16 protein-coding genes and 1 tRNA gene are annotated in these 24,976 nt (G+C 60.8%); 9 read left to right on the top strand and 8 right to left on the bottom strand.

Features of this window, described 5'->3' with window-relative positions; genetic code table 11:
* The first annotated feature begins 35 nt into the window (after positions 1-35).
* Genes J3T92_RS02805 through purD form a run of 4 tightly spaced genes read left to right on the top strand, consistent with a single transcriptional unit; the run spans position 36 to position 7,728 of the window.
* Positions 36-3,815, top strand: coding sequence for a phosphoribosylformylglycinamidine synthase (locus J3T92_RS02805; protein WP_267399621.1), 3,780 nt, complete (start codon positions 36-38; stop codon positions 3,813-3,815).
* A gap of 17 nt (positions 3,816-3,832) precedes the next feature.
* Positions 3,833-5,350: an amidophosphoribosyltransferase gene (gene purF, locus J3T92_RS02800; RefSeq protein ID WP_267399619.1), complete on the top strand. Its 1,518-nt coding sequence runs from the start codon at positions 3,833-3,835 to the stop codon at positions 5,348-5,350.
* A 38-nt stretch (positions 5,351-5,388) separates the two neighbouring features.
* Positions 5,389-6,438, top strand: coding sequence for a phosphoribosylformylglycinamidine cyclo-ligase (purM, locus tag J3T92_RS02795; RefSeq protein WP_267399617.1), 1,050 nt, complete (start codon positions 5,389-5,391; stop codon positions 6,436-6,438).
* A gap of 18 nt (positions 6,439-6,456) precedes the next feature.
* Complete coding sequence (gene purD / locus J3T92_RS02790; RefSeq protein ID WP_267399615.1) at positions 6,457-7,728, top strand: phosphoribosylamine--glycine ligase; 1,272 nt, start codon at positions 6,457-6,459, stop codon at positions 7,726-7,728.
* On the opposite strand, the gene J3T92_RS02785 is transcribed toward purD, so the two are convergent.
* Both J3T92_RS02785 and J3T92_RS02780 read right to left on the bottom strand, forming a co-directional pair.
* Positions 7,725-9,902, bottom strand: a complete 2,178-nt coding sequence (locus J3T92_RS02785; RefSeq protein ID WP_267399614.1) for an LTA synthase family protein — start codon at positions 9,900-9,902, stop codon at positions 7,725-7,727. The genes purD and J3T92_RS02785 overlap by 4 nt on opposite strands.
* A 126-nt stretch (positions 9,903-10,028) precedes the next feature.
* The gene (locus J3T92_RS02780) at positions 10,029-10,949 is read right to left on the bottom strand and encodes a metal ABC transporter solute-binding protein, Zn/Mn family (RefSeq protein WP_267399613.1); all 921 of its coding nucleotides are present in this window, start codon (positions 10,947-10,949) and stop codon (positions 10,029-10,031) included.
* A gap of 227 nt (positions 10,950-11,176) precedes the next feature.
* Here J3T92_RS02780 and J3T92_RS02775 point away from each other — a divergent pair, with 227 nt between their 5' ends.
* Both J3T92_RS02775 and J3T92_RS02770 read left to right on the top strand, forming a co-directional pair.
* Positions 11,177-12,541: an alpha/beta hydrolase gene (locus J3T92_RS02775; protein WP_267399612.1), complete on the top strand. Its 1,365-nt coding sequence runs from the start codon at positions 11,177-11,179 to the stop codon at positions 12,539-12,541.
* A 54-nt stretch (positions 12,542-12,595) separates the two neighbouring features.
* Complete coding sequence (locus J3T92_RS02770; RefSeq protein ID WP_267399611.1) at positions 12,596-15,205, top strand: bifunctional lysylphosphatidylglycerol flippase/synthetase MprF; 2,610 nt, start codon at positions 12,596-12,598, stop codon at positions 15,203-15,205.
* Here the strand turns inward: J3T92_RS02770 and J3T92_RS02765 are convergent.
* The 3 genes from J3T92_RS02765 to purE form a co-directional block, all read right to left on the bottom strand.
* On the bottom strand, positions 15,177-15,620 hold the full coding sequence (locus J3T92_RS02765) for a Fur family transcriptional regulator (protein ID WP_267399609.1): 444 nt from the start codon (positions 15,618-15,620) through the stop codon (positions 15,177-15,179). The genes J3T92_RS02770 and J3T92_RS02765 overlap by 29 nt on opposite strands.
* A gap of 69 nt (positions 15,621-15,689) precedes the next feature.
* Positions 15,690-16,856, bottom strand: a complete 1,167-nt coding sequence (purK, locus tag J3T92_RS02760; RefSeq protein WP_267399608.1) for a 5-(carboxyamino)imidazole ribonucleotide synthase — start codon at positions 16,854-16,856, stop codon at positions 15,690-15,692.
* Positions 16,840-17,346, bottom strand: a complete 507-nt coding sequence (gene purE, locus J3T92_RS02755) for a 5-(carboxyamino)imidazole ribonucleotide mutase (RefSeq protein WP_267399607.1) — start codon at positions 17,344-17,346, stop codon at positions 16,840-16,842. The genes purK and purE overlap by 17 nt, the downstream gene beginning before the upstream one ends.
* A gap of 179 nt (positions 17,347-17,525) precedes the next feature.
* Here purE and J3T92_RS02750 point away from each other — a divergent pair, with 179 nt between their 5' ends.
* Positions 17,526-19,364, top strand: coding sequence for a 1-deoxy-D-xylulose-5-phosphate synthase (locus J3T92_RS02750; RefSeq protein WP_267399606.1), 1,839 nt, complete (start codon positions 17,526-17,528; stop codon positions 19,362-19,364).
* Between the two features lie 44 nt (positions 19,365-19,408).
* Positions 19,409-19,485: transfer RNA gene (locus tag J3T92_RS02745), tRNA-Arg, on the top strand.
* Positions 19,486-19,693: 208 nt separating this feature from the next.
* On the opposite strand, the gene J3T92_RS02740 is transcribed toward J3T92_RS02745, so the two are convergent.
* A complete protein-coding gene (locus J3T92_RS02740) occupies positions 19,694-20,314 on the bottom strand; it encodes an NUDIX hydrolase (RefSeq protein ID WP_267399605.1) in 621 nt (206 codons plus the stop codon).
* A gap of 21 nt (positions 20,315-20,335) precedes the next feature.
* The gene (locus J3T92_RS02735) at positions 20,336-21,493 is read right to left on the bottom strand and encodes a hypothetical protein (protein ID WP_267399604.1); all 1,158 of its coding nucleotides are present in this window, start codon (positions 21,491-21,493) and stop codon (positions 20,336-20,338) included.
* Between the two features lie 6 nt (positions 21,494-21,499).
* Between J3T92_RS02735 and J3T92_RS02730 the strand changes: the two genes are divergently transcribed.
* Positions 21,500-21,736: a hypothetical protein gene (locus J3T92_RS02730; protein WP_267399603.1), complete on the top strand. Its 237-nt coding sequence runs from the start codon at positions 21,500-21,502 to the stop codon at positions 21,734-21,736.
* A gap of 571 nt (positions 21,737-22,307) precedes the next feature.
* On the opposite strand, the gene J3T92_RS02725 is transcribed toward J3T92_RS02730, so the two are convergent.
* Complete coding sequence (locus J3T92_RS02725; protein WP_267399602.1) at positions 22,308-24,971, bottom strand: multicopper oxidase domain-containing protein; 2,664 nt, start codon at positions 24,969-24,971, stop codon at positions 22,308-22,310.
* Positions 24,972-24,976: the final 5 nt, after the last annotated feature.

Here is a 24,976-nt window from a genome sequence, read left to right as displayed (position 1 = left end):
AGGTCCCTAACCAATCCATCACGAAAGGATCCATCGTGCTCTTCCGTGTCTATACCGAGAAAAAACGGGGCTTCGACCAGGCCGCCGAGAGGCTTGCCGAACAGCTTCGCACCCTGCCGGGCGTGCAAGGGCTGACCGGCCTGCGCATGTTCAACCGCTACGATCTGGAAGGCATCGACGAAGACCTCTTCAAACGTTGCCTGCCCACGGTCTTTGCCCAGCCCCAGACCGATCTGGTGGTCACCCGACTGGAGGAAGCCCTGCGCATGAAGGGCGACGGGGACCTGCCGCCACTGGACTCCCCCATGCTCTTCGCCGTGGCCCCTCTGCCGGGTCAGTTCGATCAGCGAGCCGACTCCGCAGCCCAATGTGTCCAGTTGGTAGGCCAGGGCGCCCGACCCTTGGTGGCCACAGCTACTGTTTACCTGCTCCAGGGCGACCTGAATGCCGGGCAGATTGAAGCCATCCGCAATTACCTGGTCAACCCGGTGGACTCACGGGTGGTAGGGCTGGAGCAGCCCAAGACCCTGGCCATGCCTGATGACAATCCGGATCCAGTGCCTGTATTGGACGGGTTCCGCGATCTGGACGATCCTGAACTTGAAGCGCTGATTGACAAGCTGGACCTGGCCATGGATCTGCCGGATATCCGCTTCTGCCGGGACCACTACCGTCAGGAGAAGCGCGACCCCACCCTGACCGAGCTCAAGGTGATCGACACCTACTGGTCCGACCACTGCCGGCACACCACCTTCAACACCAGGCTGGAGCGGATCGAGGCGGACAACCCCCGGGCTCGCGCCACGCTGGAGCATTACCGGGCCATTCGCGCAGAGTTGGGCCGTCAGGACCGGCCGGAATGTCTGATGGACATGGGCACCATCGGAGCCAAGTACCTGCAGAAGCGCGGCATCCTGAACGACATGGACCAGTCCGAAGAGGTCAACGCCTGCACTATCCGAACCAAGGTCGACGTGGACGGCCAGGATCAAGACTGGCTCTTTCTGTTCAAAAATGAAACGCATAACCATCCCACCGAGATCGAGCCCTTCGGTGGTGCCGCCACCTGCATCGGCGGAGCCATCCGTGATCCCCTGTCCGGAAGGGGCTACGTCTACCAGGCCATGAGGGTCAGCGGGGCAGCGGATCCCCGCCAGCCCCTGGATCAGACCCTGCCGGGCAAGCTACCCGAGAGCCGTATCGTCCGTCAGGCAGCCGATGGCTACTCCTCCTATGGCAACCAGATCGGGCTGGCCACTGGGCAGGTTCGGGAGATCTACCACCCCGGCTATGCGGCCAAGCGGATGGAAGTGGGCGCTGTAGTGGCCGCCACCCCGGCCGACCATGTGATCCGCCGTCGGCCCGCACCCGGCGATCTGATCATCCTGGTGGGCGGAAGAACCGGCCGCGATGGAATCGGCGGCGCGACCGGAGCCTCCAAGTCCCAGAACGAAGAAAGTCTGGAACGCTGCGGGGCCGAGGTGCAGAAGGGCGATGCCCCTGAGGAGCGCAAGCTCCAGCGCCTCTTCCGTCGCCCGGAGGCAGCCAGGCTGATTGAGCGTTGCAACGACTTCGGAGCCGGCGGCGTTGCCGTGGCCGTAGGCGAGCTGGCGGACGGACTGAACGTGAACCTGGATCGGGTGCCGCTCAAGTACCAGGGGCTGGACGGGACTGAAATCGCCATTTCCGAGAGCCAAGAGCGCATGGCCGTGGCCCTGGCTGCCGAAGATGCGCCCGCCTTCATCGACTACGCCCGGCAAGAGGACCTTGAAGCCACCGTCATCGCCGAGGTCACCAAAGAACCCCGGCTGCGGATGACCTGGCGGTCAGACACCATCGTGGATATCCCCCGCTCCTTCCTGTCCTCCAACGGCGCCCCTCACAAGGCCGATGCCCAGGTGGCGGTTCCCGCTCCCTACCATGCCCCATTCGAGGTCCAAGGCAGCCTGGATGCACGCATGAGAGCCCTGCTTGCGGACATCAATGTCTGCTCCCAGCAGGGTCTGGCTGAGCAGTTCGACTCCACCATCGGTGCAGGCACCATCCTCATGCCCTTCGGTGGAGCCCGACAGCTGACACCGGCCCAGGCCATGGTGGCCAAGCTGCCCGTGGATGGGCACACCACCACCGCCTCGGCCATGGCCTGGGGATTCAACCCCTGGATCAGCAGCCAGGACCCTTACACCGGAGCCTACCTGGCCGTGGTCGAGAGCCTGGCCAAGCTGGTCGCCTCTGGCTTCAGCCGTTCCCGGGCCCACCTGAGCCTGCAGGAGTACTATCCCAAGCCCGGCGACGACCCCCGGCGTTGGGGTCTGCCGGTGGCCGGCGTCCTGGGAGCCCTCCAGGCTCAGCTGGATCTTTCCGTGGGTGCCATAGGTGGCAAGGACTCCATGTCCGGCAGCTTCGAGGACCTAGATGTGCCGCCCACCCTGATCAGCTTCGTTGTGGCCCTGGGACAGGCCAAGGATGCTATCTCCCCCGAATTCAAGGCAGCGGACCGCCAGGTCTATCTCTTGGCGCCCGATTACCAGGAGGACGGATTGCTGCCCGATCCGGAGAGCCTGCGGACCGTTATGGACCAGGTGGAGACGCTGATCAGCCAGGGCCTGGTGGATGCGGCTGCCACTCCAGGCTACGGATGCATGGCCCAATCCCTGATGGAGATGTGCCTGGGCAACAAGATCGGGCTGGATATGGCAGCAAACACTGCTATATCGGCGCTCTTCCGTCCCGCCTATGGAAGCTTCATCCTGGAGGCCTCTGGTCCGGAGCCCCTATTTATTCAGGATTCCGGTCTGCATCTGCACCTTCTGGGGCACACCCGTGAGGATTACCGCCTGCGCTGCGGCAGCGAGGATCTGGACCTGGCCGAACTCGAGGAGATCCGTGCCAGGGGTCTGGAATCAATCTTCCCATACCGAGGCCATGGCGACCCGGTGCCGACCATTGGCCGCACCGACCGCGAGTCCGGCAGGCCTGCTGCGCGCAGATCCAAGGGGACTTCCAAGACCGCACACCCCAGGGTGGTCATGCCCGTCTTCCCGGGAACCAACTGTGAGTTCGACTCCGCCCGGGCCTTCCGGGACGCTGGAGCCCAGGTGGATACCGTGGTCATCCGCAATCTGAATGCCGAGGACGTGACCGAGAGCTCCCGTCGTCTGGCCCAGGCCATCCACAGTAGCCAGATACTGATGCTGCCCGGAGGCTTCTCCGGCGGCGATGAGCCCGATGGTTCGGCCAAACTGGTGGCATCCTTCCTGCGTTCGAACCAGGTTGCCGATGCCCTCCAGGAACTGTTGCAGGACCGGGACGGGCTGGTTCTGGGTGTCTGCAACGGCTTCCAGGCGCTGATCAAGCTGGGCCTGGTTCCCTACGGCAAAATCGTCACCGGCTCGCCCGAGGATCCCACCCTGGCCGTCAACGCCATCGGCCGCCATCAGAGCCGTCTGGTCCACACCCGGATCAGCTCCACACGCTCCCCCTGGCTGAGCGCCTGCCGGGTGGGTGAGATACACACCATGCCCATCAGCCACGGGGAAGGGCGGTTCGTGGCCGAGCCCGGCCTCCTGCGCACCCTGATCGACCGAGGACAGGTGGCCGCCCAGTACGTGGACGAGCAGGGCCGTCCCTCCATGGATCCACTGGTCAACCCCAATGGATCCGACATGGCCGTCGAGGCCATCACCAGCCCGGACGGCCGGGTATTGGGCAAAATGGGCCACACGGAGCGCAGCGGCCCCGACCTGTATCTCAACGTGCCCGGAAAACATACACAGCCGCTCTTCCAGTCGGGAGTGGACTACTTTGCCGCCTAGGGGAAAGGACGTAGACCATGTCGTTGGAGCTTGAAGGCATCCACGAGGAATGCGGGATCTTCGGGGTCTGGGGCCACCCCGACGCCGCCCGGCTGACCTACTTCGGCCTGCACGCCCTGCAGCACCGCGGCCAGGAGGGTGCCGGCATCGTTTCCAACGACCAAGGGCACCTGATCGGGCGGCGAGGTCTGGGTCTGCTGACTCAGGTCTTTCCTGACGAATCCAGCCTGACACCGCTGACCGGGAACCGGGCCGTTGGCCATGTCCGCTACGCCACGACCGGCTCAGGGTCCATCGAGAACATCCAGCCCTTCGTCTTCCGCTTCCATGACGGGGACATAGCCCTGGCCCACAACGGTAATCTGACCAACTGCAACAGCCTCAAGGCGCAGCTGGAGGATCAGGGGGCCATCTTCCACTCCAACTCAGACACCGAGGTGCTCATGCACCTGATCCGGCGCAGCCCTGAAAAGGACTTCATGGCGGCGCTCAAGCAGGCCCTGCGCCAGGTCCATGGCGGCTTCGCCTACCTGCTCATGACCGAAGATGCCATGATCGGAGCTATGGATCCCAACGGCTTCCGCCCCCTCTCCCTGGGCCAGCTGCCAGGAGGGGCCTATGTCCTGGCCTCTGAGACCTGCGCCCTGGACCTGGTCGGCGCCACGCTGGTGCGGGACATCGGCCCCGGCGAGATCGTCCGGGTGGACGACTCGGGCTACAGCATCGAGCGCTATACCGATCAGACCTGCCTGTCCATCTGCTCCATGGAGTTCATCTACTTCGCCAGGCCCGACTCCAATATTTATGGGATCAACGTCCATTCGGCACGCAAGCGAATGGGGGCCAGACTGGCCCGCGAAGCTCCGGTGGATGCCGACATGGTCATCGGAGTGCCCAACTCCTCCCTGTCCGCCGCCTCAGGATATGCCGAGGCGGCCGGGCTGCCTAACGAGATGGGGCTGATCAAGAACCAATATGTGGCACGCACCTTCATCCAGCCCAGCCAGGCCATGCGCGAGCAGGGCGTCAGGATGAAACTGGCGGCTGTACGCGGCGTTGTAGCCGGCAAACGGGTGGTGGTCATCGACGATTCCATCGTCCGAGGCACCACTTCGCGCAGAATCGTCCGCCTGCTCCGGGAGGCCGGGGCCAGCGAGGTGCACATGCGCATCGCCTCCCCGCCCCTGCGCTACCCCTGCTACTACGGCATCGACATCCAACGGACCTCCGAGCTGATCGCCGCCAAGAAGTCCGTGGAGCAGATCAGAGAAGCCATTGGAGCCGATTCCCTGGCCTATCTGAGTCTGGACGGTCTGGTGGAATCCATCGGCCTGGGCCGTGATGCGCCCTATCAAGGGCTCTGCGTGGCCTACTTCAACGGAGACTACCCAACGCGGCTTGACGACTATGAGCAGGGCTTCCTGGCCTCGCTGACCCCAGAGGACCGGGCCCGGCTGGAAGCTTCCAAGGGATCCTACGGGCTTGACATGCCTGCAGGCTCGAGACAGGGAGCCGACCAATCCATTGAGCACTAGCGAAGAACAGAACAGACAGGGTATAGAAAGGGGCAGCCATGCCGAAGGCATATGAGCAGGCTGGGGTATCGGTAGAGGCCGGATACGAACTGATCGACAGGATCCGCTCCCACACGGCCAGAACGCGTAGGCCGGGTGCCGGCGATATCGGCGGCTTCGGCGGCGACTTCGACCTGTCTGCGCTCAATTACCGCCACCCAGTCCTGGTTTCAGGCACTGACGGCGTGGGCACCAAACTGATGGTGGCCCGGGAAGCCGGCCGTCATGACACCATCGGTCAGGACTGCGTGGCCATGTGTGTCAATGACATCATCGCCCAGGGGGCCGAGCCGCTGATCTTTCTGGACTACATCGCCTGCGGGCACAACGACCCGGCTCTGCTGGAGCAGGTGGTCAAGGGCGTGGCCGACGGCTGCGTTCAGGCTGGGGCTGCCCTGGTAGGCGGGGAGACCGCCGAGATGCCCGACATGTACCAGCCCGACGAATACGATCTGGCCGGATTCACCGTGGGTGTGGTCGAACGGGAGTCCCTGGTGGACGGTTCGGCCATCAAGGAAGGCGACCAGCTGATCGGTCTGCCCTCCTCGGGTGTCCACTCCAACGGTTTCTCCCTGATCCGTCAGGTCCTGCTGGATCAGGGGGGCATGAAGCTGGAGGATCGGCCCTACCAGCTTGATGGACGGACTCTGGGAGAGGAACTGCTGACCCCCACCCGTATCTATGTCAAGGCCCTACGTCCGCTCTTCGCCTCGGGCCTGCTCAGGGGCGCAGCACACATCACTGGCGGTGGCTTTGTGGAGAAGGTACCGCGAATCCTGCCCGAGGGACTGGCCGCCATCTTCAACCTGAATGCCTGGAAGGTGCCGCCCATCTTCACCATGATCGAAGAGATGGGCAGGGTCGACCATTTGGAGATGTACAACATCTTCAACATGGGCATTGGGATGGTTCTGGTGGTTTCTCCTGACCAGCTGGACCAGGCCCGTGCAGTCCTGGATGAGGAGCAGGAACCCTACGCTCTGATCGGACAGGTGACAGATGCTCAAAACGGCCAGCAGGTCATCCTTAACGACAACGGTCGTCAGTAATAGCGAGAGGAGCCCATCATGGCGGACAAGGTACTGGTCATCGGGTCGGGAGCCAGAGAGCACGTTATCGCCACCACCCTGCTGTCCGGACCAGGAGTGGATCGGGTCTGGTGCGCCCCGGGCAACCCGGGTATGGAGCCGGACGGCATCAGCCTGCTGCAGGAGGATTCCTCGCAGCCGGAAAAACTGATCGCTGCAATACGCGAGCTTGGAATCGACTGGGTCTTCGTCGGACCCGAGGCTCCTTTGACGGCTGGATTGGTCGACGAACTGCAGGCTGCCGGCATTCCAGCCTTTGGACCTACCAGGGCTGCGGCCCGCATCGAGGGATCCAAGGGCTTTGCCAAGGACCTGATGCGCAGGCATGGGATTCCTACCGCTGACTATGCGGTCTTTCATGACTTGGACAGTGCCAAGTCCTATGTGCACTCGCACGGCGCCCCGGTCGTCATTAAAGCTGATGGGCTGGCAGCCGGCAAGGGTGTGACGGTGGCCGCCGACCTTGACCAGGCCATACAGGCCCTGGATGACATCTTCATCGATCATAAGTTCGGACAGGCTGGAGCCCAGGTGGTCATCGAGGATCAGCTGGTGGGTCAGGAGTGCTCGCTCATGTGTTTCGTCAGGGGCGAGCAGTTCTGGCCCATGCCCCTGTCACAAGACCACAAGCCCGCCTATGACGGGGATCGGGGTCCCAACACCGGCGGCATGGGGGCTTACTCCCCTCTGCCGCAGTTCGGTCCAGAACTGACCCAAAAGGCCTTGGACACCATCGTGGCCCCCACCGTCCGGGCCCTGGCCCAGGAAGGCAGTCCCTTCACCGGTGTCCTCTACGCGGGATTGATGGTCACTGACAAAGGCCCTCAGGTCGTCGAATTCAATGCGCGACTGGGCGACCCGGAGACCGAGGTGGTGCTGCCCGCCCTGACCAGCGACCTGGGCACAGCCGTCCGTGCGTTGATGGAGGGCGGAGAGCCACAATTCACCTGGGACGAATCCCACAGCCGTTTGGGGGTGGTCCTGGCAGCCCAGGGCTATCCCGGCAATCCCAAGACCGGCGTGCCCGTACCCTTGATCGCCCCGGAGCAGGACCTCAGAGCCTACTATGCCGGAGTGTCCGGCTCAGCCTCAACTGGTCTGACGTCCTCCTCCGGAAGGACCGCACTGGTGGTGGCCCGAGGCGACGACCTGGCTCAGGCAGCCCACCGTGTATATGACCGGCTGGACGGATTGTCGATGCCGGGCCTCTTCTATCGGCACGACATCGGCCACCGCGGTCTGGAGGCCTAATTAGCTGAGCTGGTCGTGCTCTCGCTGTCCTTATCCTGGGTTTTCTCCTCGAGGCGGGCTTGCTTCTTGGCCTCTTCCTTGGCCTGACGCTCCATTTCGGCCTTCTGCCGGGCGGCATCCGAGCGGCGGGTAGGCGTGGTGTTGAAGCCAGTCCCCTGCAGGTAGTGCTTGCCGGCCATGATGTCGTACTGGATCAGCTTGTAGTCGTTCAGGAGCTGTCGGGTGGCCTTGTCGAAGTCTCGGGCATTCATGGGCTGGCCCTGGGCATTCAGATAGTTGGTCTGCCCTGCCGGTATTCTGTTCCAGTCCTGGATCTGGTTGGCCACCGGAGGCTCGATAGCGCTGATCTTGTCATGTAGCTCGGTTAGAAAGGCCGTAAAGGGCGAGACCTTGGCATCCATGTGCTCGGCCGCCTGGGCCTGGAAGAAGTTGGGCGAGGAATAGGCACTGTTGCTTACCTGCGTTCCCGAAGCATTCGAAGCTTTGTTAGACCAGATAAAGTAATCGGTCAGATGCAGGGCCAAAGAGTTGCGCTCGTCCCAGCTCGCCGTGCCATAGATGCCAGGCAGGTGATCCCCGTAAAAGACCACGGTGACCGGCTTGCTCTGGGAGTCCAGGCTGTTCAGAAAATCGGCGGTAGCCTGATCGCTCAGGCTGACCCCCTTGGCGTAGGTACGTATGGATTGCATCTCATCGTCGCCCAAGGGCCTGTTGGGGTCGGATGAACTGACCGAGAAGCCGTTGTTGTCATACCAGTCGTTGTAGGGCATGTGATTCTGCATGGTGATGACCTCGACGAACTGGTTGCCCCTGTCGTCGCCCATCTGCTCCAAGGCGGATTCGTAGGCGGAGCGATCCCCCACATACTGACTGCGGTCGATGCGGTCCTGGTGGGCTATCTGGTCAGGGCCTGTCAGTGAGTAGAAGTGCGAGAAGCCGAACTTCTTGTAGTTCTCGGCCCTGGAATACATGGAGGATTCATAAGGATGGAAGGCCAGGGATCTGGATGGCGTCCCCCAAGCCTGATTGACCGTGGGTATCCAGTTCAGGTGAGGGATAACCTGCTGATAGGGGGAGGTCAGCGAGGGATCGAAGTTGGCCATGGACAGGCCGGTCATGGCCTGGAACTCCAGATTGGCCGTTCCCCCGCCATAACCGGAGGAGAGCATGAGCCCGCTGGTGGTCCCCTCCTTGATGGATCTGATATGAGGCATGGGGTCCTGGTTGAGCGCGACGCCCGGCACCCGTGTGGGATCCGAGAACGACTCGGAGAGAATGTAGACCAGGCTCGACTCATTCATATAGGACTTGCGGTCATGATTGATGCGGTCCGCCGAAAGCTGGTAACGGTGGGCCAGAGACTGCATGGTGGCGCGGCTGTATCCTGCGGGCTGGTCCATGACCTTGGGTCGCAGCTGCCGGGAGAAAGATACAAAAACGCCGTTGCGCTGGGCGTCATAGACCGAGTCCCACATGGAGGGTTTGTCGCCCATGAACTGTGAGAAACGGTAGGCGGGACTGCCGTAGGTGCCCACAGTGGACATGAACACCGCCACCACCAGAACCGGCACCAGAACACCCGCCGTACGGAGTCCCGCGCCCAGGGGCTTGTTGCCGGTGGCTACCGGACGACCGCGACGGGCATCCATCCGTGTCACCACCCAGCAGAGCAAGCCGAGGACGATCAGGGCCACGACACCCAGCCCGATCATGATCAGGGACCGGGCCGGCAGGAAGGAGACCAGGTTGGCCGCATCAGCATGGAGGAAATCCAGATCCGAGGGCAGGATGGCCTCGTAGCGGGCGCGCACCTTGAAGCGCTCGATGATCGCAATGACCGCGCAGATGGCCAGAATCAGGCCTGATGCTGCCCAGAAGCGATTGGTCAGGTAGGCCAGCGCCAGGTAGACCAGACCCACAGCCAGCATGTTGAGCACCAGGACAAACCGGCGCTGGGTCCACATGGCCGAGATGAAGCCCCAGAAGCCGATCAGCGGGTTGGACAGCTCTACGCGGGAGCTGTTCAGGGAGACCCCCCACTGCAGGATGCCCACTGACAGGAAGTCAACCAGGATGAAGGCAAGCAGGTAGACCCACCCGCGTACCTGAAGACGTCCGGTCATGTTCTGCATCCAGGATGTCCACCGGCCGGGCTGACGCTTACGATCCTTCACCGCATACTCCTGACTTTGGCGACTAGGCCCACTGGGCCTTTACCGATACCTGTGCCATTGTTCCCATCAAGGACGACAAGCCCCATGAAAACACCCTTTAGCGAACAAAGAGAACCAATGGAATCATCAGGCCTTGGCCCCCGGCACCTGTTGGACCAGGGCGCTGATCCAATCCTCCAGGTTCCGGTACTTATCGGGGCGCTGCTCGCTGACCTCGAAGACCGGAACATGCGACTTGTGAGCCTCAGCAGCCAGCTCCTTGGAGGTTCGATTGACTTCTTGGGTGTTAAGGACCAACACGTCCAAGCGTCCGGATGCCAGCAGATGACGGAAGGCCACCAGGTCTTCAGGCGAGGGCTCGCTCTCGTTGGCGGCCGCCCGCAGGTACCCCTCTGGGGTCAGATCCTCCATGCCCAGATCATGGCAAAGATAGTAGGCTGCCGATTCCGTGGCCGCGTAGTGCCGTCCCTGGGTCTGTTTGCGCGTATCGGCAATCAGATTGTCCAGCCGGGCCTGTCGCTCTTGCCAGTCCTGGTAGGCCTTATCAAAATCGGCATCACGGCCTGGGCGCAGCTGCCGGTATGCCTCATGCACGGCCTTGGCTGCTGCCCTCCTGTCCTGGGAGGAGAACCAGAGATGGGGGTTGTCGCCGGTCTTGCGCCCTGATGCCTTGGATACGTCCACCAGCTTGGCCTGCCCTGTTTCCGCGGCCTTGGCAGCCCAGTCGTCGATGCCGGCCCCGTTGACGATGACCAGGTCTGCACGACTGATTCGGGCGATGTCAGCCGTTGTCGGCTCATAGTCATGGGCGTCAGTCGAGGTGTTGCTCAGAATGGTATCCACACGGGCCTGGTCGCCACCCAGATCCACGACCAGGGACTGCCATTGGTTGATGCTGGCCACCACCTGCAGAGGGCCGGGTCCTTTGGACGACGAGGACGATTCGCTCTTTCCGCAACCTGCCAGACAGGTCAGCAGGGTCAGTCCGACCAGAAGGGCGGCGACCAAGGTACGAGTCCGGCGGAGGCATAGGCTGCTGGCTTGCATGAATAGGGAGTTCCTTTCTGGCGACGGCACGGGACGGACCTGCCGCCAGGTCCACCGACCGTTACTGAGATTGATTATCAATAAATCTACCATAGACGAACCCATGACCGGAACTGTAGAGGCGGCCTTGGCGAGAATGCGAGAATGAATGACTGTTCAAATGGCAGCCGTGCGACCGGACACTCCCTATACTGAACTGCGGATGTATTTTGGTTGGAAGGAATGGCATGGGTGCATGGCTGGCAAGGGTTCATCTGACCCAGGGGTGGCTACCTGCGTCAATATTTTCGCTGACAGCCCTGGCCCTGATCGTGCTGGCACTGACCGGACTGACGCACGGACGCTGGCGGACTCTGCTGCGTCAAGTGGCCATTGCCCTAGGCATAGGAGCCTTGGGACTGTTGGCCACCTGGCTGGTCTCCGACGTCTTTATGCTCTTCGGCGTCTCCCTGGGCTGGATGGTCATCATCAGCGTGGCCTTGGGATTTCTCGCAGTGGGGTTTGCTGTCTGCATCCTGATCACTGCACGTGGCTGGCGACGGATTCTGGCCGCCCTGACCGTCCTGCTCTGTCTGCTGTCCACCGGGCTTCGTGTGGATATCATCTACGGGGAGTTCACCACTCTGGGGTCCCTGTTCAGCGTCTCCCTCTACCCCGACTACAGCGACCATAAGGCAGCCAGACCGGCCATGAGCGTAGCCCAGTGGCGATCCATGGCCTCACGGGGCGAGCTGCCCTCGCACCCCAGCGTCGGCCGCTCCTATAGCATGCGCATCCCCAACAGCCGCTCCCGATTCGCAGCACGGCCAGCTGATATCTACCTGCCGCCCGCCGCCTTGAGCGACAAACCGCCCGCGCTGCCTGTGTTCGTTCTTCTGGCCGGTCAGCCCGGAAGCCCCGACCGCCTCTTCACTGCCGGAGCCATTCCAGCCATGATGGATGCCTACGCCGCCCAGCACGACGGCCTGGCACCAGTGGTGGTCTCCCCCGACCAGAACGGTTCATCCTCTCACAACAGTCTTTGCGTGGACTCACCCGTGTATGGGAAGGCCGAAACCTACCTGAGCAGTGATGTTCCCGCCTGGATCCGCGCTGAACTGCCCGTCGCCAACCAACCCCAGCAATGGGCCATTGGCGGATTCTCCCAGGGCGGGACCTGTTCCACACAGCTTGGGGCACGGCATCCCAAGGTCTACGGCAACATGCTCCCAGCAGACGGAGAGCTGGAACCGACCCAGGGTCGGCAGGAGCAGATGATCCGCGACTACTTCGACGGCGACAGGAAGCGCTTCCTGGCCCAGGTACCGGCCAGGGCCATGCTGGAGCGGGCACCATCCCACCAGCTTCTGTTTACCGCGGCCGGGTCCAATGATAAGGAGTCCCAGCACAACATGATGGTCATTGCCAAGGCCGCCAACCGGGCAGGCATGAAGGTGCGGGCCGTCATCACCCAGGGGTCGGGCCATGACTGGCATACCGTCAAGACCGCTTGGAAACCCGGACTGGAGTGGGTGGGCGAAGCCATGGGACTAGGGCCTATGTCCCGACCAATTGAAGATTTTCCGAACATTATCGAAACACACATCGGTTGAACCGCCGACAGGTCAGAGCGTCCAAACCGATAAGCAGAAAGAGCCGCCGCAATCATGGAGACAACACATAAGGGATCCGGACTGATGGAGCCTTCGGCCAAGACCGTGCTTCTGCGGGACCTGACCCGGTGGGTCAGACGTCACGCTCTTGCACTGGCTTTCAGCCTTGCACTGGTCCTGCTCAACCTGATTAGCTGGCTACTGATCTGGCTGCTGCGCATCCCCGGCAGGACACGGCTGGGCATGCCGCTGTCCGACCTGATCATTCACCAGGTTCCTCATCCGGTCCACAGGCAAGGTCGTCCCTCGTTACTGGTTCAGTTCGCACGGCTGCTGGTATCCTTGGTCATCACTCCTGGCCCCTTGCAACTGGTCATAGATGTGGCCCTGGTCCTGGTCATGCTGTGCATCGCCGAGACCCGGCTGGGCCGCAGGCGCACCGTGTTGGCGGCGGTCATCAGCGCCATAGGCGGCGCGGCTGTCGGGCTGATCATCTGCACCCTGATCAATGCCCTCCAGGACCACTGGGGCTGGTTCATCCGAGTGCCCATGACGCTCAGCCCCATCATCCTGGTGGTCGGATCCCTGATGGCCTCCATCCCCTTCAGCGACTTCCTCTGGCGGCGCAGGATCGCCACCATAGGCTACACGGCCTTGATATTGATAGTGCTGTATACCGGTAACCCCGGCTACTATTGCGCCCTGGCGGCAGCACTGATCGGCCACTTGACCGGCCACCTCTGGCACGGACCGGTCCAGGACGCCAACCCGCACGGCCATAGCGGCTCCTATGAAACCCGCCACCTACTGGGAGCCATTTCCACGGTTCTGGCTCTTGGCCCCCTAGTCACCGTCTCCTCCAGGATCCGTGCGGGATTCTTCACCCCGCTGGGCATGTTCCTGGGTTCGGACCCCGGCGGTAGCGCTGCCCTGTCACGATGCCTGGCCGAGAACAACCAGGCCAGCTGCTATGCCCAGTATGGTCTGGTCGCCGGCCGAGCACCCACCGGCGTCTCGTCCCTGATCATGCCCACCCTGGTACTGCTGGTGGTGGCTTGGGGTATCTACCATGGCCGCCGGGTTGCCGCTGTCACGAGTCTGGTCCTCAACACCCTGACCATCGTCCTGGCCGTGCTCTATTTCCTGGTCTTCCCCCTGACCATCGGCGATGGCCTGTCGCGGGTCATCCACCACGGTGCCCTGCCCTCCCTGCTGATCATCACCCTGCCGCCGCTGATTCTCAACTGGTTCCTGGCACGCAACCTGCGCATCTTCCTAGTGCGAACCAAGACCTCGCGTCTACAGGTGGGCTGGGCAGCCATTGTCCTGGCCTTCCTGGCCACGGCCATGGGTTATCTGGCCTTCACTGCCGCAAGCCCTGGATCCTTCCACCCCTGGCCCACCACCGGCAGGGCACTCTCCCAGCTGCCCGAACTCTACCTGCCCAATGGAGTGGCCTCACGCTTCCGCCCAGCCCTGACACCGCGCACACCCACCGGGATCATCGTCAGCCACGGGGTTGGACTGATCTTCTGGCTGGTGGTCCTGCTGGTTCTGCTCTCCTGGATGCGCAGCTCGGTCATCCAGAACGGCAGCGAGCGCCAGGAGGCCGATCTGCTGGTCGAGTACGGGGGCGAGAGCATGTCCTTCATGACCACCTGGGAGGGCAACAGCTACTGGTTCTCTGACAGCGGCCGCTCAGCCATTGCCTACCGGCTCCTGCACGGCATAGCCCTGACCACCACTGGTCCATTCGGCGACCCTGACGAGTATGCAGACGACCTGGACGAATTCACCCGTTTCTGCAACGCCCACTCCTGGTCACCGGTCTTCTACAGCGTCCACAAGCCTCAGCGCGATCTACTTGCCTCTCGTGGCTGGTCCACCCTGACAGTCGGCTCGGAGATGGTGGTCACCCCCAGTCTTTGGCAGACCAAGGGCAAGAAGTGGCAGGACATTCGCACAGCCATCAACAAGGCCAAACGCGACAAGATCACCGACGTGTTGACCACATTCAACGATGCCTCATGGGATGTCCAGTCGCAGATCGTGGACATCTCCGAGCAGTGGGCCGAGCTCAAGGCCCTGCCCGAGATGAAGTTCACCCTGGGCGGCCTGGATGAGCTGAGGGACCCGCGCATGGCCATCCTCTACGCCGTGGACGACCAAGGCAAGGTGTTGGCCGTGACCAGCTGGATGCCCACCTACCGCCAGGGCCAGGTAATTGGATGGACCCTGGACTTCATGCGGCACAGGACCGACAGTCCCAATGGGATCATGGAGTTCCTGATAGCGCGGATGGCCGAGCGACTGCGCGACCAGGGCACAGCGGAATTCATGAGCCTCTCAGCCGCTCCCCTGGCCGGCATGGACAGCAGTGAAGACGATGGGGATGATCAAGGCGAAGATCGGACTGCCTTCCTGCAACATGCCCTGCATCTGGTGGCCGATCTGATGGAGCCAGCCTATGGCTTCCGCTCGCTCTTCTTCTTCAAGAAGAAGTTCCAGCCCAGCGAACACCCGGTCTATATCTGCTACCCCGACCCGGCCCAGCTGGCCCAGATCGGACTGGCCGTAGTCCAGGCCTACCTGCCCAATCTCAAGGCTTCGCAGGCCTGGGATGCCATCAAGACCATCATGCCCAAGGGCCGGGAGGATCACTGACATCCACCTGACCAGAGTGGTCCCGACAGCTGCTGCACAGCCCGTAGACCTCCAAGGTGTGCGAGGAGACTGTAAAGCCATGTTCAGCCGCCACAGCCTTCAGCCAGCCATCATCGGGCGGGCTAATTTCGACGGTCCTGCCACAGCGTTCACAGACTAGATGATGGTGGTGCCTCCGCTGAGCCAGGCAGACTCGGTAGAGGCGGATACCTCCATGCTCAATGCAGTCCAGGCTGCCGGACATATGCAGGGAGCCCAGCTGACGATAGACCGTGGCCAAGCCGATTCGCTGGCCCGAATCCCGAAGAAGCCTGTGCAGCTCCTTGGCTGAGACGAAGTCGTTCTGGGTCTGAAGAACCCTCCAGATGGCGTTCTTCTGCCGCGTCTGACGGCCGACGGATGAGCCAGCGTTCATGATTAGACACACTCCTTGGGCTCCACCAAGCCTACATCCGGATTGCCGGGTCGGATGTGAGGATTCGGTTCAGTCCGGGTCGGACCAGCAGCCTGTGGCCTCCAGGTCCTGGGCTGTCTGCTCCGGATCGTCGGTCAGCACCGTCAGGTGCCCCATCTTGCGGTCGGTGCGCACTTCGGCCTTGCCGTAATCATGCAGGAACCATTCGGGATGCTCACCCAGCAACTTCCTGACCGGAGCCACATGCTGGCCAAGAACATTGACCATGACCGCAGGGCTGAGCAGGCGAGGATTGGGCAGGGGCCACCCGGCGATACCCCGAACATGGGCATCAAACTGATCCATGGAACAGGCCTCGATGGTGTAATGACCGGAGTTATGGGGGCGCGGGGCCAACTCGTTGACCACCAGACCGCCATCGGGCATGACAAAGAGCTCAAGGGCCAAGGTCCCGGCCAGCTTGAAGCCGTCAGCCAGAGTCAGGGCCATGTCACGCGCCCGGTCCGCCATCCCAGGGTCCACCTTTGCAGGTGCCAGAGTCATGTGGAGGATGTTGTGACGGTGCTCGTTGCGGACCATGGGGAAGGTCACGTAATCCTTCCCGTTGCCTGAGACCAGTATGGAGGCCTCGAAGGCAAAATCCACGAACCCCTCCAGCACGGAGGGCGGGAAGTCCCGACCCTTCATCCGCGCCTGCAAGGCCTGCAGATCCTCATTCGTGCACAAGACCGCCTGGCCGTGACCATCATAGCCGCCGGTTCGTGTCTTGAGCACAGCGGGCATTCCCAGCTCCTTCAGGGCTGCGTCAAGCTGATCAAGGCTGTCAACCTGCCTCCAGGGGGCCGTATCGATGCCATGGCGGTTGATGAAGGTCTTCTCGTGAACGCGGTCCTGAGTGACTCTGAGCAGGTCGGTCCCCTGAGGGATGGCCACACGGTCCCTCACCTGATCCAGTGCGTCGGCATCCACGTTCTCGAATTCGTAGGTGAGTACATCGCTGCGTTCGGCAAGCCGCTTGAGGGCTTCGAGGTCGCCATAGTCGGCCGTCTCCTGAAAATCGGCGACCTGGGCCGCGGGAGCATCGGGCGTGGGATCCAGCACACCGATGCGGAATCCGTGGCAGCGGGCGCTCAGAGCCATCATCCGTCCCAGCTGGCCGCCACCTACGATCCCGATGACGGATCCCGGCTCCAAGTGATCGATTCTTCCCTTGGTTTCCTCAGACAAGCTTGGCATTGGAAGCCTCCACGGATCGGGCCAGCTCGGCACGGTAGTCATCCAGGGCCTGAGCCAGTCTTGGATCATTGATAGAGAGAATCGAAGCCGCCAACAGACCGGCGTTGGTGGCTCCGGATGCGCCTATGGCCGTGGTCGCCACAGGAATGCCGGCAGGCATCTGCACGATGGACAGGAGCGAATCAACCCCGCTCAGTGCATGGGACTTTACTGGCACCCCGATGACCGGCAGCGTTGTCTGAGCCGCCACCATCCCAGGCAGATGGGCTGCTCCTCCAGCCCCGGCAATGATGACCCCTATGCCCTGGCTCCGGGCCTGATGCGCGAACTCCGCCATGCGCCCGGGTGTGCGATGGGCGGAGATGACCTCCTTGGTGTAGACGATGGCGAACCGGTCCAGCATCCGACAGGCTTCCTTCATCGTCTCCCAGTCGCTTGATGACCCCATGATCACTGCGACGCGTGCCCCTTCATGTGTATCGTCAGCCATTGGCCCTCCAATGTTCATGCACATCCGATACTACGCAAGGCCGGGGAGAAGCCGACCAATCGTGACGGTCCTATGGATGTAAGGGCCGGGCCTGGTGAACATAAGGCCTTCAGCGGCTCCAAACCGCTGTCTCAGATTTAGAATCATTGGATTGCATTACGAAAACAGACAGGAGGGTTATGGGCAAGCTTCTGGACAGCATCGACTCACCACAGGATCTGAAGATCCTCTCCCTGGAAAAGCTGGATCGACTGGCCGACGAGATCCGTCAGCTGCTGATCAGCTTCTGTCGACGTCACGGCGGCCACCTGGGCTCCAACCTGGCCACCATCGAGCCCATCATCGCCCTGCACTACGTCTTCGATATGCCTCATGACCACCTGATCTTCGACGTTTCCCATCAGGCCTACACCCACAAGATCCTGACCGGTCGGCGCCGGGCCTACACGGACCCTGAGTCCCAGGAGGATCTTTCCGGATTCACCTCACCCAAGGAGAGCCCCTACGACGACTTTATGCTGGGGCATACCGGCACCTCCATCGGCTTGGCCTGCGGAATGGCTGCCCAGCGGGATGCGACCGGAGGCAGGGCCAACATCATCGCCTTCATCGGGGACGGCTCCCTGAGCAGCGGGCCGGCATTCGAGGGGCTGGACTGGGCTGCAGAACAGGGCGGCAACCTGATCATCGTAGTCAATGACAACGAAATGTCCATCGCTGAAAACCACGGGGGGCTCTACAAGAGCCTGGCGGCCCTGCGTGCCAGTGGGGGACGCAACCCGAACAATCCCTTCCGCGCCCTTGGACTGGACTACCGCTACGTGGAGGAGGGCAACCGAATTGAGGATCTGATCGAGGCTTTCCGTCAGGTCAAAGACACTGACCATCCGGTGGTGGTTCACATCCACACCCGCAAGGGCCTGGGGCTGAGCCAGGGCAGCCAGGGGCAAATCGGCCCAACTTCCCTGCCTGATTTGCCAGCTGAAGGTCCTGTGGAGGCCAACCACTGGCAGGACGGCCTGGACTCTCTGAACCGTCTGCCCAACTCACGGAAGACCTACGGAAGAATGGCCATGCAGGCCCTGGAGGCCAGGTTCCCGCAGGAGCCGGGCCTGACAGTCATCTCCCCCGCTACGCCGCTGTCCAATGGCATCGATCCCGACTTCCGCCAACGGGCCGGAAACCACTACCGGGACGTGGGCATCGCCGAATCCCATGCGATAGCCTATGCCGCGGGCATCGCCAAGGCCGGAGGCACGCCTGTAGTTGCCACCTCAGCCACCTTCTTCCAGAGGGCCTACGACCAGATCGAGCAGGAGATGGCCTTGAACGGCAGTGCGGTGACCCTGCTGGTCTTCTCCACCGGCGTTGCCAAAACCGACGCTACACATTCCGGCACAGCCGACATGGTCATGATGCGAGGCATCCCCGCACTGACCTGCCTGGCTCCGACCAGCGGGGCCGAGTTTTTGGACATGCTGGCCTGGGCCACGGGTCCGGCCCGGCAGCCGGTGGTCATCAGGGTACCCGGCGAGCGCACGCTGGCGACTGAACGCGCAGGCAAGCCGATAGCGCCAGCGACCTCCGATCCCACCTCCGGAGGGCAGCCTTGGGATCGTTACCGCATCCTGCAACAAGGTAGGACAGTGGCCTTGCTGGCTCTCGGCGATGCCCTGCCGCTGGGCCATGACCTTGCTGATTCCTTGGAAAGGTCCACGGGACTGAAGCCCACACTGGTGGATCCTCATCGCTATGACCGCTTGGATAAGCAGACCTTGGACGCCCTGGCCAGCACCCACTCTCTGGTGGTCACCATCGAGGACGGCCAGCTGGACAGCGGCTGGGGACAGGCCGTGGCAGCCTACTACGGGCCTGCTCAAGTCCGCACGCTGTCCTTCGGAGCGGCCAAGGAGTTCAATGATCGGGTACCCCAGGCTACTCTGCTGGAAAGGTATGGTATGACCGTTCCTGCAATGACCCAAGTCATATCGGATGCCCTTGTCGACCGGGCTTCATAGATCTGACCCGCCGGTGGACACAGGCGGGTACAATGAAAGGGTTTGGCCCCGTAGCTCAGCTGGATAGAGCAACTGACTTCTAATCTGTAGGTCGAGAGTTCGAATCTCTCCGGGGTCACCAATAGCCCTCCCTGCTCCTCTGACAAAAGCAGGGAGACAAACAAACTCATATCTTCTAAGAATGAGGAAGAAAATAATGAGTAAGACGATTCGCAGTAGTTGACGACTGCCGACAACGGTTCACTCATTGGTGGCAATTGTCATATAAAGCACGCAATTAATCCGAGCTCTGCGCAGCAGACCGCAAATATACAAATCACACTACAGACTCATTGCCTTTGCCTATCAATCTCTCGTATTGAGAATGCAGATATGGTAGGCCCATCAATCAGTCGTCCATCACAGATCATATTGGCAATATCAGCTGACCGCAGCCATTGAAAATCCTCTAGTTCCCAATCACCGCCTTGTTTGAAGCTATCGAGCATAGGAATAGATGGAACGTCATCAAGCCGTATTTCCATCACTCGCACGTCGTCTTGAAGCACCCCGGCATCGGCATGAAGCCTGTGCAACTGACGGACGGCGTCAGGCTGAGCGCGCAATCCAGTCTCTTCATGCAATTCGCGAATGGCTGTGGTCTGGGGATTCTCGCCTTGCTCCCCCATGCCTCGCGGAAATTCCCACAGCCAGTCTTCTACAGCGACCCGCCAGTGGCGCGCTATCAGGTAGAAATCCCCTCCCCCTCGTTCTACGACTGTCACGCAAATCACGCCTGGTTGACCCTGTTTGACAGATGCCACGTGCAAGGTCATACCTGCACCCGTGTCCCTCACCTTGACATCCACAGCAGTCACGGTAAAGTCAGCTCCCCCCGCTTCCTCGAAGACTTTTCTACGTCTTATTTCCTGTAAAGGACTACCGGGCCTCAGCTCATCAGCGTTTTTCACAGTCACCTTCCTGGTCAATAATTACCGTTGAGCGAATACCATAGTTTGTGTTGCCGTATGCTGGTCGTGCATCCACTCCACCATTGTCAGCAACTCGGGAAATACTTCAATAAACCAGGCCGCAATCAATATCAGGATAATGGACATTGATCCTGAAAAAATAACCTTGTCGCAGATAACAGATATGGATGCGAGAATCAGGGTCACAATGAACTGTTTGATGATTCTTGAATTGTCCTGCTTTCGATCAAGCTGTGATGCAAACTTCTGCACACAATATGCAATGTTGCGAATATGCCGCTGCTGGTCAGAGTCCGGAGCGTTCGGTCGACAATTACGCCACTGTTGGATCGCGTCTCTTGACTGATAACAGAACTGCACAAAACACGCGGAAGGCATATGCCCCAACAATTCTGTGACTTTGCCCGACAGCATCAATGAGCGCCCACCGGTCCGGCCTGCAAAGCGCTCATACGAATTCGGTTTGCTTTGTACAGCCATAAGGCAGCAGCCCAGATAATCCGCCATTGCTAAGCGGTAGACGAACTGGTACCAGTCTACCAGCGTTTGCTGGTCGCATTCCATGGTCCTACTGCAATCAGCTCTACCTACCGGCAAGGCCGACTGCCTGATAAGCGCAAAGGCCTTGGATCGTCTCGGTTCATGACTTATCTTGTCCAAAACATTCCGGAATGCGGTCTTTTCTGCCTCGTTCGCATTGGAAGCAGAACACCAGGAACGCAGGCAATCGGCGTTTTCACTGACAACAGGAAGAAAGGCATCATTGAAGCTGCGGACGATGCCGCAATTCGACCCGGTTTGAGAACGTTGTTGCTCATACCTAATGAGACCCTTCTGTTCCGCATCTATCCATTCCTGCCAGCGCTGAGCCAGCAATCGGCAGGTATCATCAGACAGGTCTTGCTGGCAGTATGCAGCATACAAGCAAGCGATCCTCTGAGCTATCGACCGATGATCGCCTGCATGCCCATTCAAGACAGCTCTAGCCTGTGGTGCAAATCTTTGACTTTCTTCAGAAGTGACGGTCTTTTGTAAAACTTGATACTCCAGCGGACGCAGCGTACCTATATCCGTCAAGTCAACCGCCTCTCCTTCAGACGAAAGTTGCTGCTGATTATCGGGCGGCACTGTAGTGAACCGCAACAGACATTGCTCCAAGGTCGGTTGTCTGCCGGATACGGTGAGGAAAGGCTTTTCATAACCATTTTGTCCCAGAAGGTCAAGAACTACATCAGGACCAAATGCCAGAAAATAGATACCATCAAAGAGCTCTGCGTCAGTGACAAGAACCTGAGGACTATAAAGGAATGCCGTTCTGAGAATGCCGGCAAATCGTTCAAGAAACTCTGGATGCTGCTGAATGGTTCTCTCTCAGATGCTTACGCCGTCATGACCCTCTGACCAGAACTTCGAGTTCACCTCTGGAACGCGCTTTTGATCGCACTTTAGATTGTGGTTGCATAGATGCCTGACCCGATTCCAATAGCTCAGCTGTTCCTCTGAATCGAAGTTGGTCAGCATGATGGCATATGAACATCCGCTCTGACTCATATCTATATGCTAGACCTCGTGTTTGCCTGCTTGTCTAGCACATTTCCCCTAAAACCGACGGCGCCAGTGGTCCGGCCCAAGTTTAGCCTTGGCAGCTTCAGGTCCGATATGTCAGCGGACCGGGCAGATCGAACAAGTTGAAGGTCACAGCGGCCATCCTGGCTTTTTCTTGGACTGCTTCGGCATACAGAACTTTTATCTTTTGGTAAGACCAGGCATGGGGTCACACAGCTGCTGATCATCATCTTCGTTCTCTTCATCAGCTCTCTCACCTCTTCGATCTAGGACATCGTTGAAGGTGCGCAAGTTTTTGGCTCACATCCAGGTTTGCCTTACCACATGGACGGCAAGGTACTCCGGCTGCAGGATTGGAGAAGACAAGACAATCAGCAGAGCTTGGCACAGAAGTCGTCTGATCGCGTCACGACACCCGCAGGATGCCGTGAGCGCCCTTTTCAGCCAGGCTCATCACGTGGTTGACTATGGAATAGTCGCCAGGCTGATCGACCTTGAGCTCTACAAAGCCGCCTTGGGCCGGCAGCAGGGGCAGGACCTGGGCTCCGGCTGATGAGGATGAGGCAGCGGCGGAATTCCCTCGAGAACCTCCACCGATCAGATAGCGGCCCTCAGTCCAGACCGTATCGAACTGGGTTCCCACAATATGGAAGGACAACGGCTGGTTGGGTCCGGCATCCAGAACCCAGATGCGAACCCTTTGCCCCTTCCCCAGTTTGAGCGGATGGGCGTCATATTGAAAGGCCCGTCCATTGAAGGTCATAATGTCCGGGCTCATGGCCGCCACCTTTTCAGGATCGGCAGTCCCTCCATTGGATCCCAGATAAATTTCAGACTGGACCAGAACATACTCCGCAGCCACTGGCGGTAGGGTGCCGTCATCCACGACCACCGCCCCATACATGCCGTTGGCTATGTGGTTTGACATGGGATCGCTGCTGCAGTGGTACATCCAAATGCCGGCCCGATCAGCAGTGAAGGTGTACAAGAGTTCCTTGCCCGGCTCTATGTTGCGCATCATGGTCTGGGGGACGGCCGGGCCGGCATGAAAGTCGATGGAATGGCTCATGCTTCCCTTGTTTCTGATGGTCACTTCAAAGGTGTCTCCCACCCGGCCTCTGAGCACCGGGCCCTGAGCCAGGGGCCGCGATTCCTTATCCCGTGGATCGCTCGCGTCGTCGAAGCTCCAGACCGTACGCTCGAGCCCTGCCGCCACCTGCTCCTTGCGCTCTTTGACCTCCAACGTGTACTTTCTTGTTCCCGCCTTCCCCTGATCATCCAGGGGTGGAAGAGCCGCCTTGGCAGGGTCGTTCTTCTCGGCCTGCGACTTGAGCTTGGCTGCTGACGGGACATGGCCCAGGGCTGTCTTCCCAGCGGAGGACTGACCTTGTTCGGCAACAATTCCACCCTTGGTTTTGACCTTGAGCTCCATGCCCATCTGGCGATGCCCTGCCAACGAGCACCAGCCCAGTGTGTCGCCCCCCAGGACCCCCACGTCAACCGAAACACTCTGGCCTACAGGGACGGATCCCGTGCTCTTGCCGTTGGCGAAAACCAGGTCGTGCCGCTGATCCCCGGTGTTTTGAAAATCCACAACCAGCCGGTCGCCTGCCTTGATGGTGATGGCATCCGGCACAAAAGCCATCCCCTTTACCCTGATTGAGGCTCTGCTGGTGTGACCAGTCGGCTGAACACCCTTCGACGATGCCTCCTGAACGCCCCCGGCACTGGGCACTGCCCCGACCGAAACAGCCGGCGTCGGCCGCAGGACCATCACAACCACGGCGGCCACCAGGACCAGCACAGTAGCCGAGGTGGCAATCAGGTCCGTCCTCAATGCCAGGGTCCCCACGCGTTCGTTTTGCGAGCCCTCGGGCTGGCGCCGACAGTAACGCTTGGATGCCAGAACCTGCTTGCCACGAGCAGCCAGATACACCACGGTCAGCATCATGGAGAGAATTCCCAGAACATTCAGGAGGTTCCCCGCCTTCCACAAGGACGTGTAGAGCCGGATGGCCCCAATGAGCCTGATCAGCAAACCAACCTGCATAAGTCCCCAGGCGCCCCAGAGAAGGGGGTGAAAGGGTAGAGGCCTGCGAATGACCGAAGGAACGATCATGCAGACATGGGCGATAACCATGGTCATGATGAATCCCACAGCCAACGCGTGCAGTGCCATATCGCCCCAGTAGGTGCTGGAGTTCAGGGGCGCCACCATCCAGATGAGGGCAGCCAGCAGTCCCCAGGCATAGGCCGACAACATGCAGGTGCCCATGAATCCTGGCAGGCCGCCATGGCGGAAGGTCCCCTTGGCCACGTCGTGACTGGCCATGACCAGGAGGAGCAGACCCAGGGACAGCCCTAGAAGCGGATAACCGACCGCAGGGGCCATGGCTTGGACCGGCAGCATCAGGACGGTCAGGAGGCTCAGACCAAGAATTCCCGATTCAAGACGGATATCCGAAAAGACCGCCCTGGCCAGCTCCACCCGCTCCCCCACGATGGTCAGAATCAGAAAGAAGAGCCAGGTTGGAGCCAGAACCGAGGAGTCCAACCCCGCAACCCAGCCAGCGGCCCCGACCAGACCCACCAGAGAGCCGAGAACCTGTATGAGCACCTCTGCAGAAGGCTGCCGACGCCAGATGGCCAAGTACATGGCTGTCAGGACCAACATGGACAAAGTCCATGGAATGCCGCCGAAAAGCTCCACCCTGACCCATGCCGGGACAGCACTGCGGCTTGAAGCCAGCAATGACAACAGGCAGAGCAGAGACCCCAGCAGGCCCAAGGCAGGAGCCAAGAATCCCCAGGAGGGTTTGCTGGATCCGCCGCTGCGGTAGGCCACTGCCCTCTCCAGGCCAATGGCAGCGCCCAAAAACCCATAGACCATGAGCCCGCCGTGCAGATCAGCCAGGGGCACCCTGCCTGAGGGGTGAATCAGATCCGCGCGAATCAGCGCCGCTACAAGACCAAGCAGTGCAGCCAGACCCGCCCCGATGAGAAGGGCCACCCTGGACCTAGGCACGGCCATTCTGCCGCCGGACTTACGCATCTTCCGGTCATCCTGCATGAGTC

This window comes from Bifidobacterium sp. B4081, assembly GCF_026537335.1.
In the GTDB taxonomy this organism is placed as follows: Bacteria; Actinomycetota; Actinomycetes; order Actinomycetales; family Bifidobacteriaceae; genus Bombiscardovia.
The sequence above is the reverse complement of the archived record's forward strand: the minus strand, read 5'-3'. Positions and strand labels throughout refer to the sequence as shown.

Bases quoted from the DNA above. Each gene is read 5' to 3' on its own strand.
- purF (WP_267399619.1), top strand. From the start codon at position 3,833: ATGTCGTTGGAGCTTGAAGGCATCCACGAGGAATGCGGGATCTTCGGG.
- purM (WP_267399617.1), top strand. From the start codon at position 5,389: ATGCCGAAGGCATATGAGCAGGCTGGGGTATCGGTAGAGGCCGGATAC.
- purD (WP_267399615.1), top strand. From the start codon at position 6,457: ATGGCGGACAAGGTACTGGTCATCGGGTCGGGAGCCAGAGAGCACGTT.
- J3T92_RS02780 (WP_267399613.1), bottom strand. From the start codon at position 10,949: ATGCAAGCCAGCAGCCTATGCCTCCGCCGGACTCGTACCTTGGTCGCC.
- J3T92_RS02775 (WP_267399612.1), top strand. From the start codon at position 11,177: ATGGGTGCATGGCTGGCAAGGGTTCATCTGACCCAGGGGTGGCTACCT.
- J3T92_RS02770 (WP_267399611.1), top strand. From the start codon at position 12,596: ATGGAGACAACACATAAGGGATCCGGACTGATGGAGCCTTCGGCCAAG.
- J3T92_RS02765 (WP_267399609.1), bottom strand. From the start codon at position 15,620: ATGAACGCTGGCTCATCCGTCGGCCGTCAGACGCGGCAGAAGAACGCC.
- purK (WP_267399608.1), bottom strand. From the start codon at position 16,856: ATGCCAAGCTTGTCTGAGGAAACCAAGGGAAGAATCGATCACTTGGAG.
- purE (WP_267399607.1), bottom strand. From the start codon at position 17,346: ATGGCTGACGATACACATGAAGGGGCACGCGTCGCAGTGATCATGGGG.
- J3T92_RS02750 (WP_267399606.1), top strand. From the start codon at position 17,526: ATGGGCAAGCTTCTGGACAGCATCGACTCACCACAGGATCTGAAGATC.
- J3T92_RS02725 (WP_267399602.1), bottom strand. From the start codon at position 24,971: ATGCAGGATGACCGGAAGATGCGTAAGTCCGGCGGCAGAATGGCCGTG.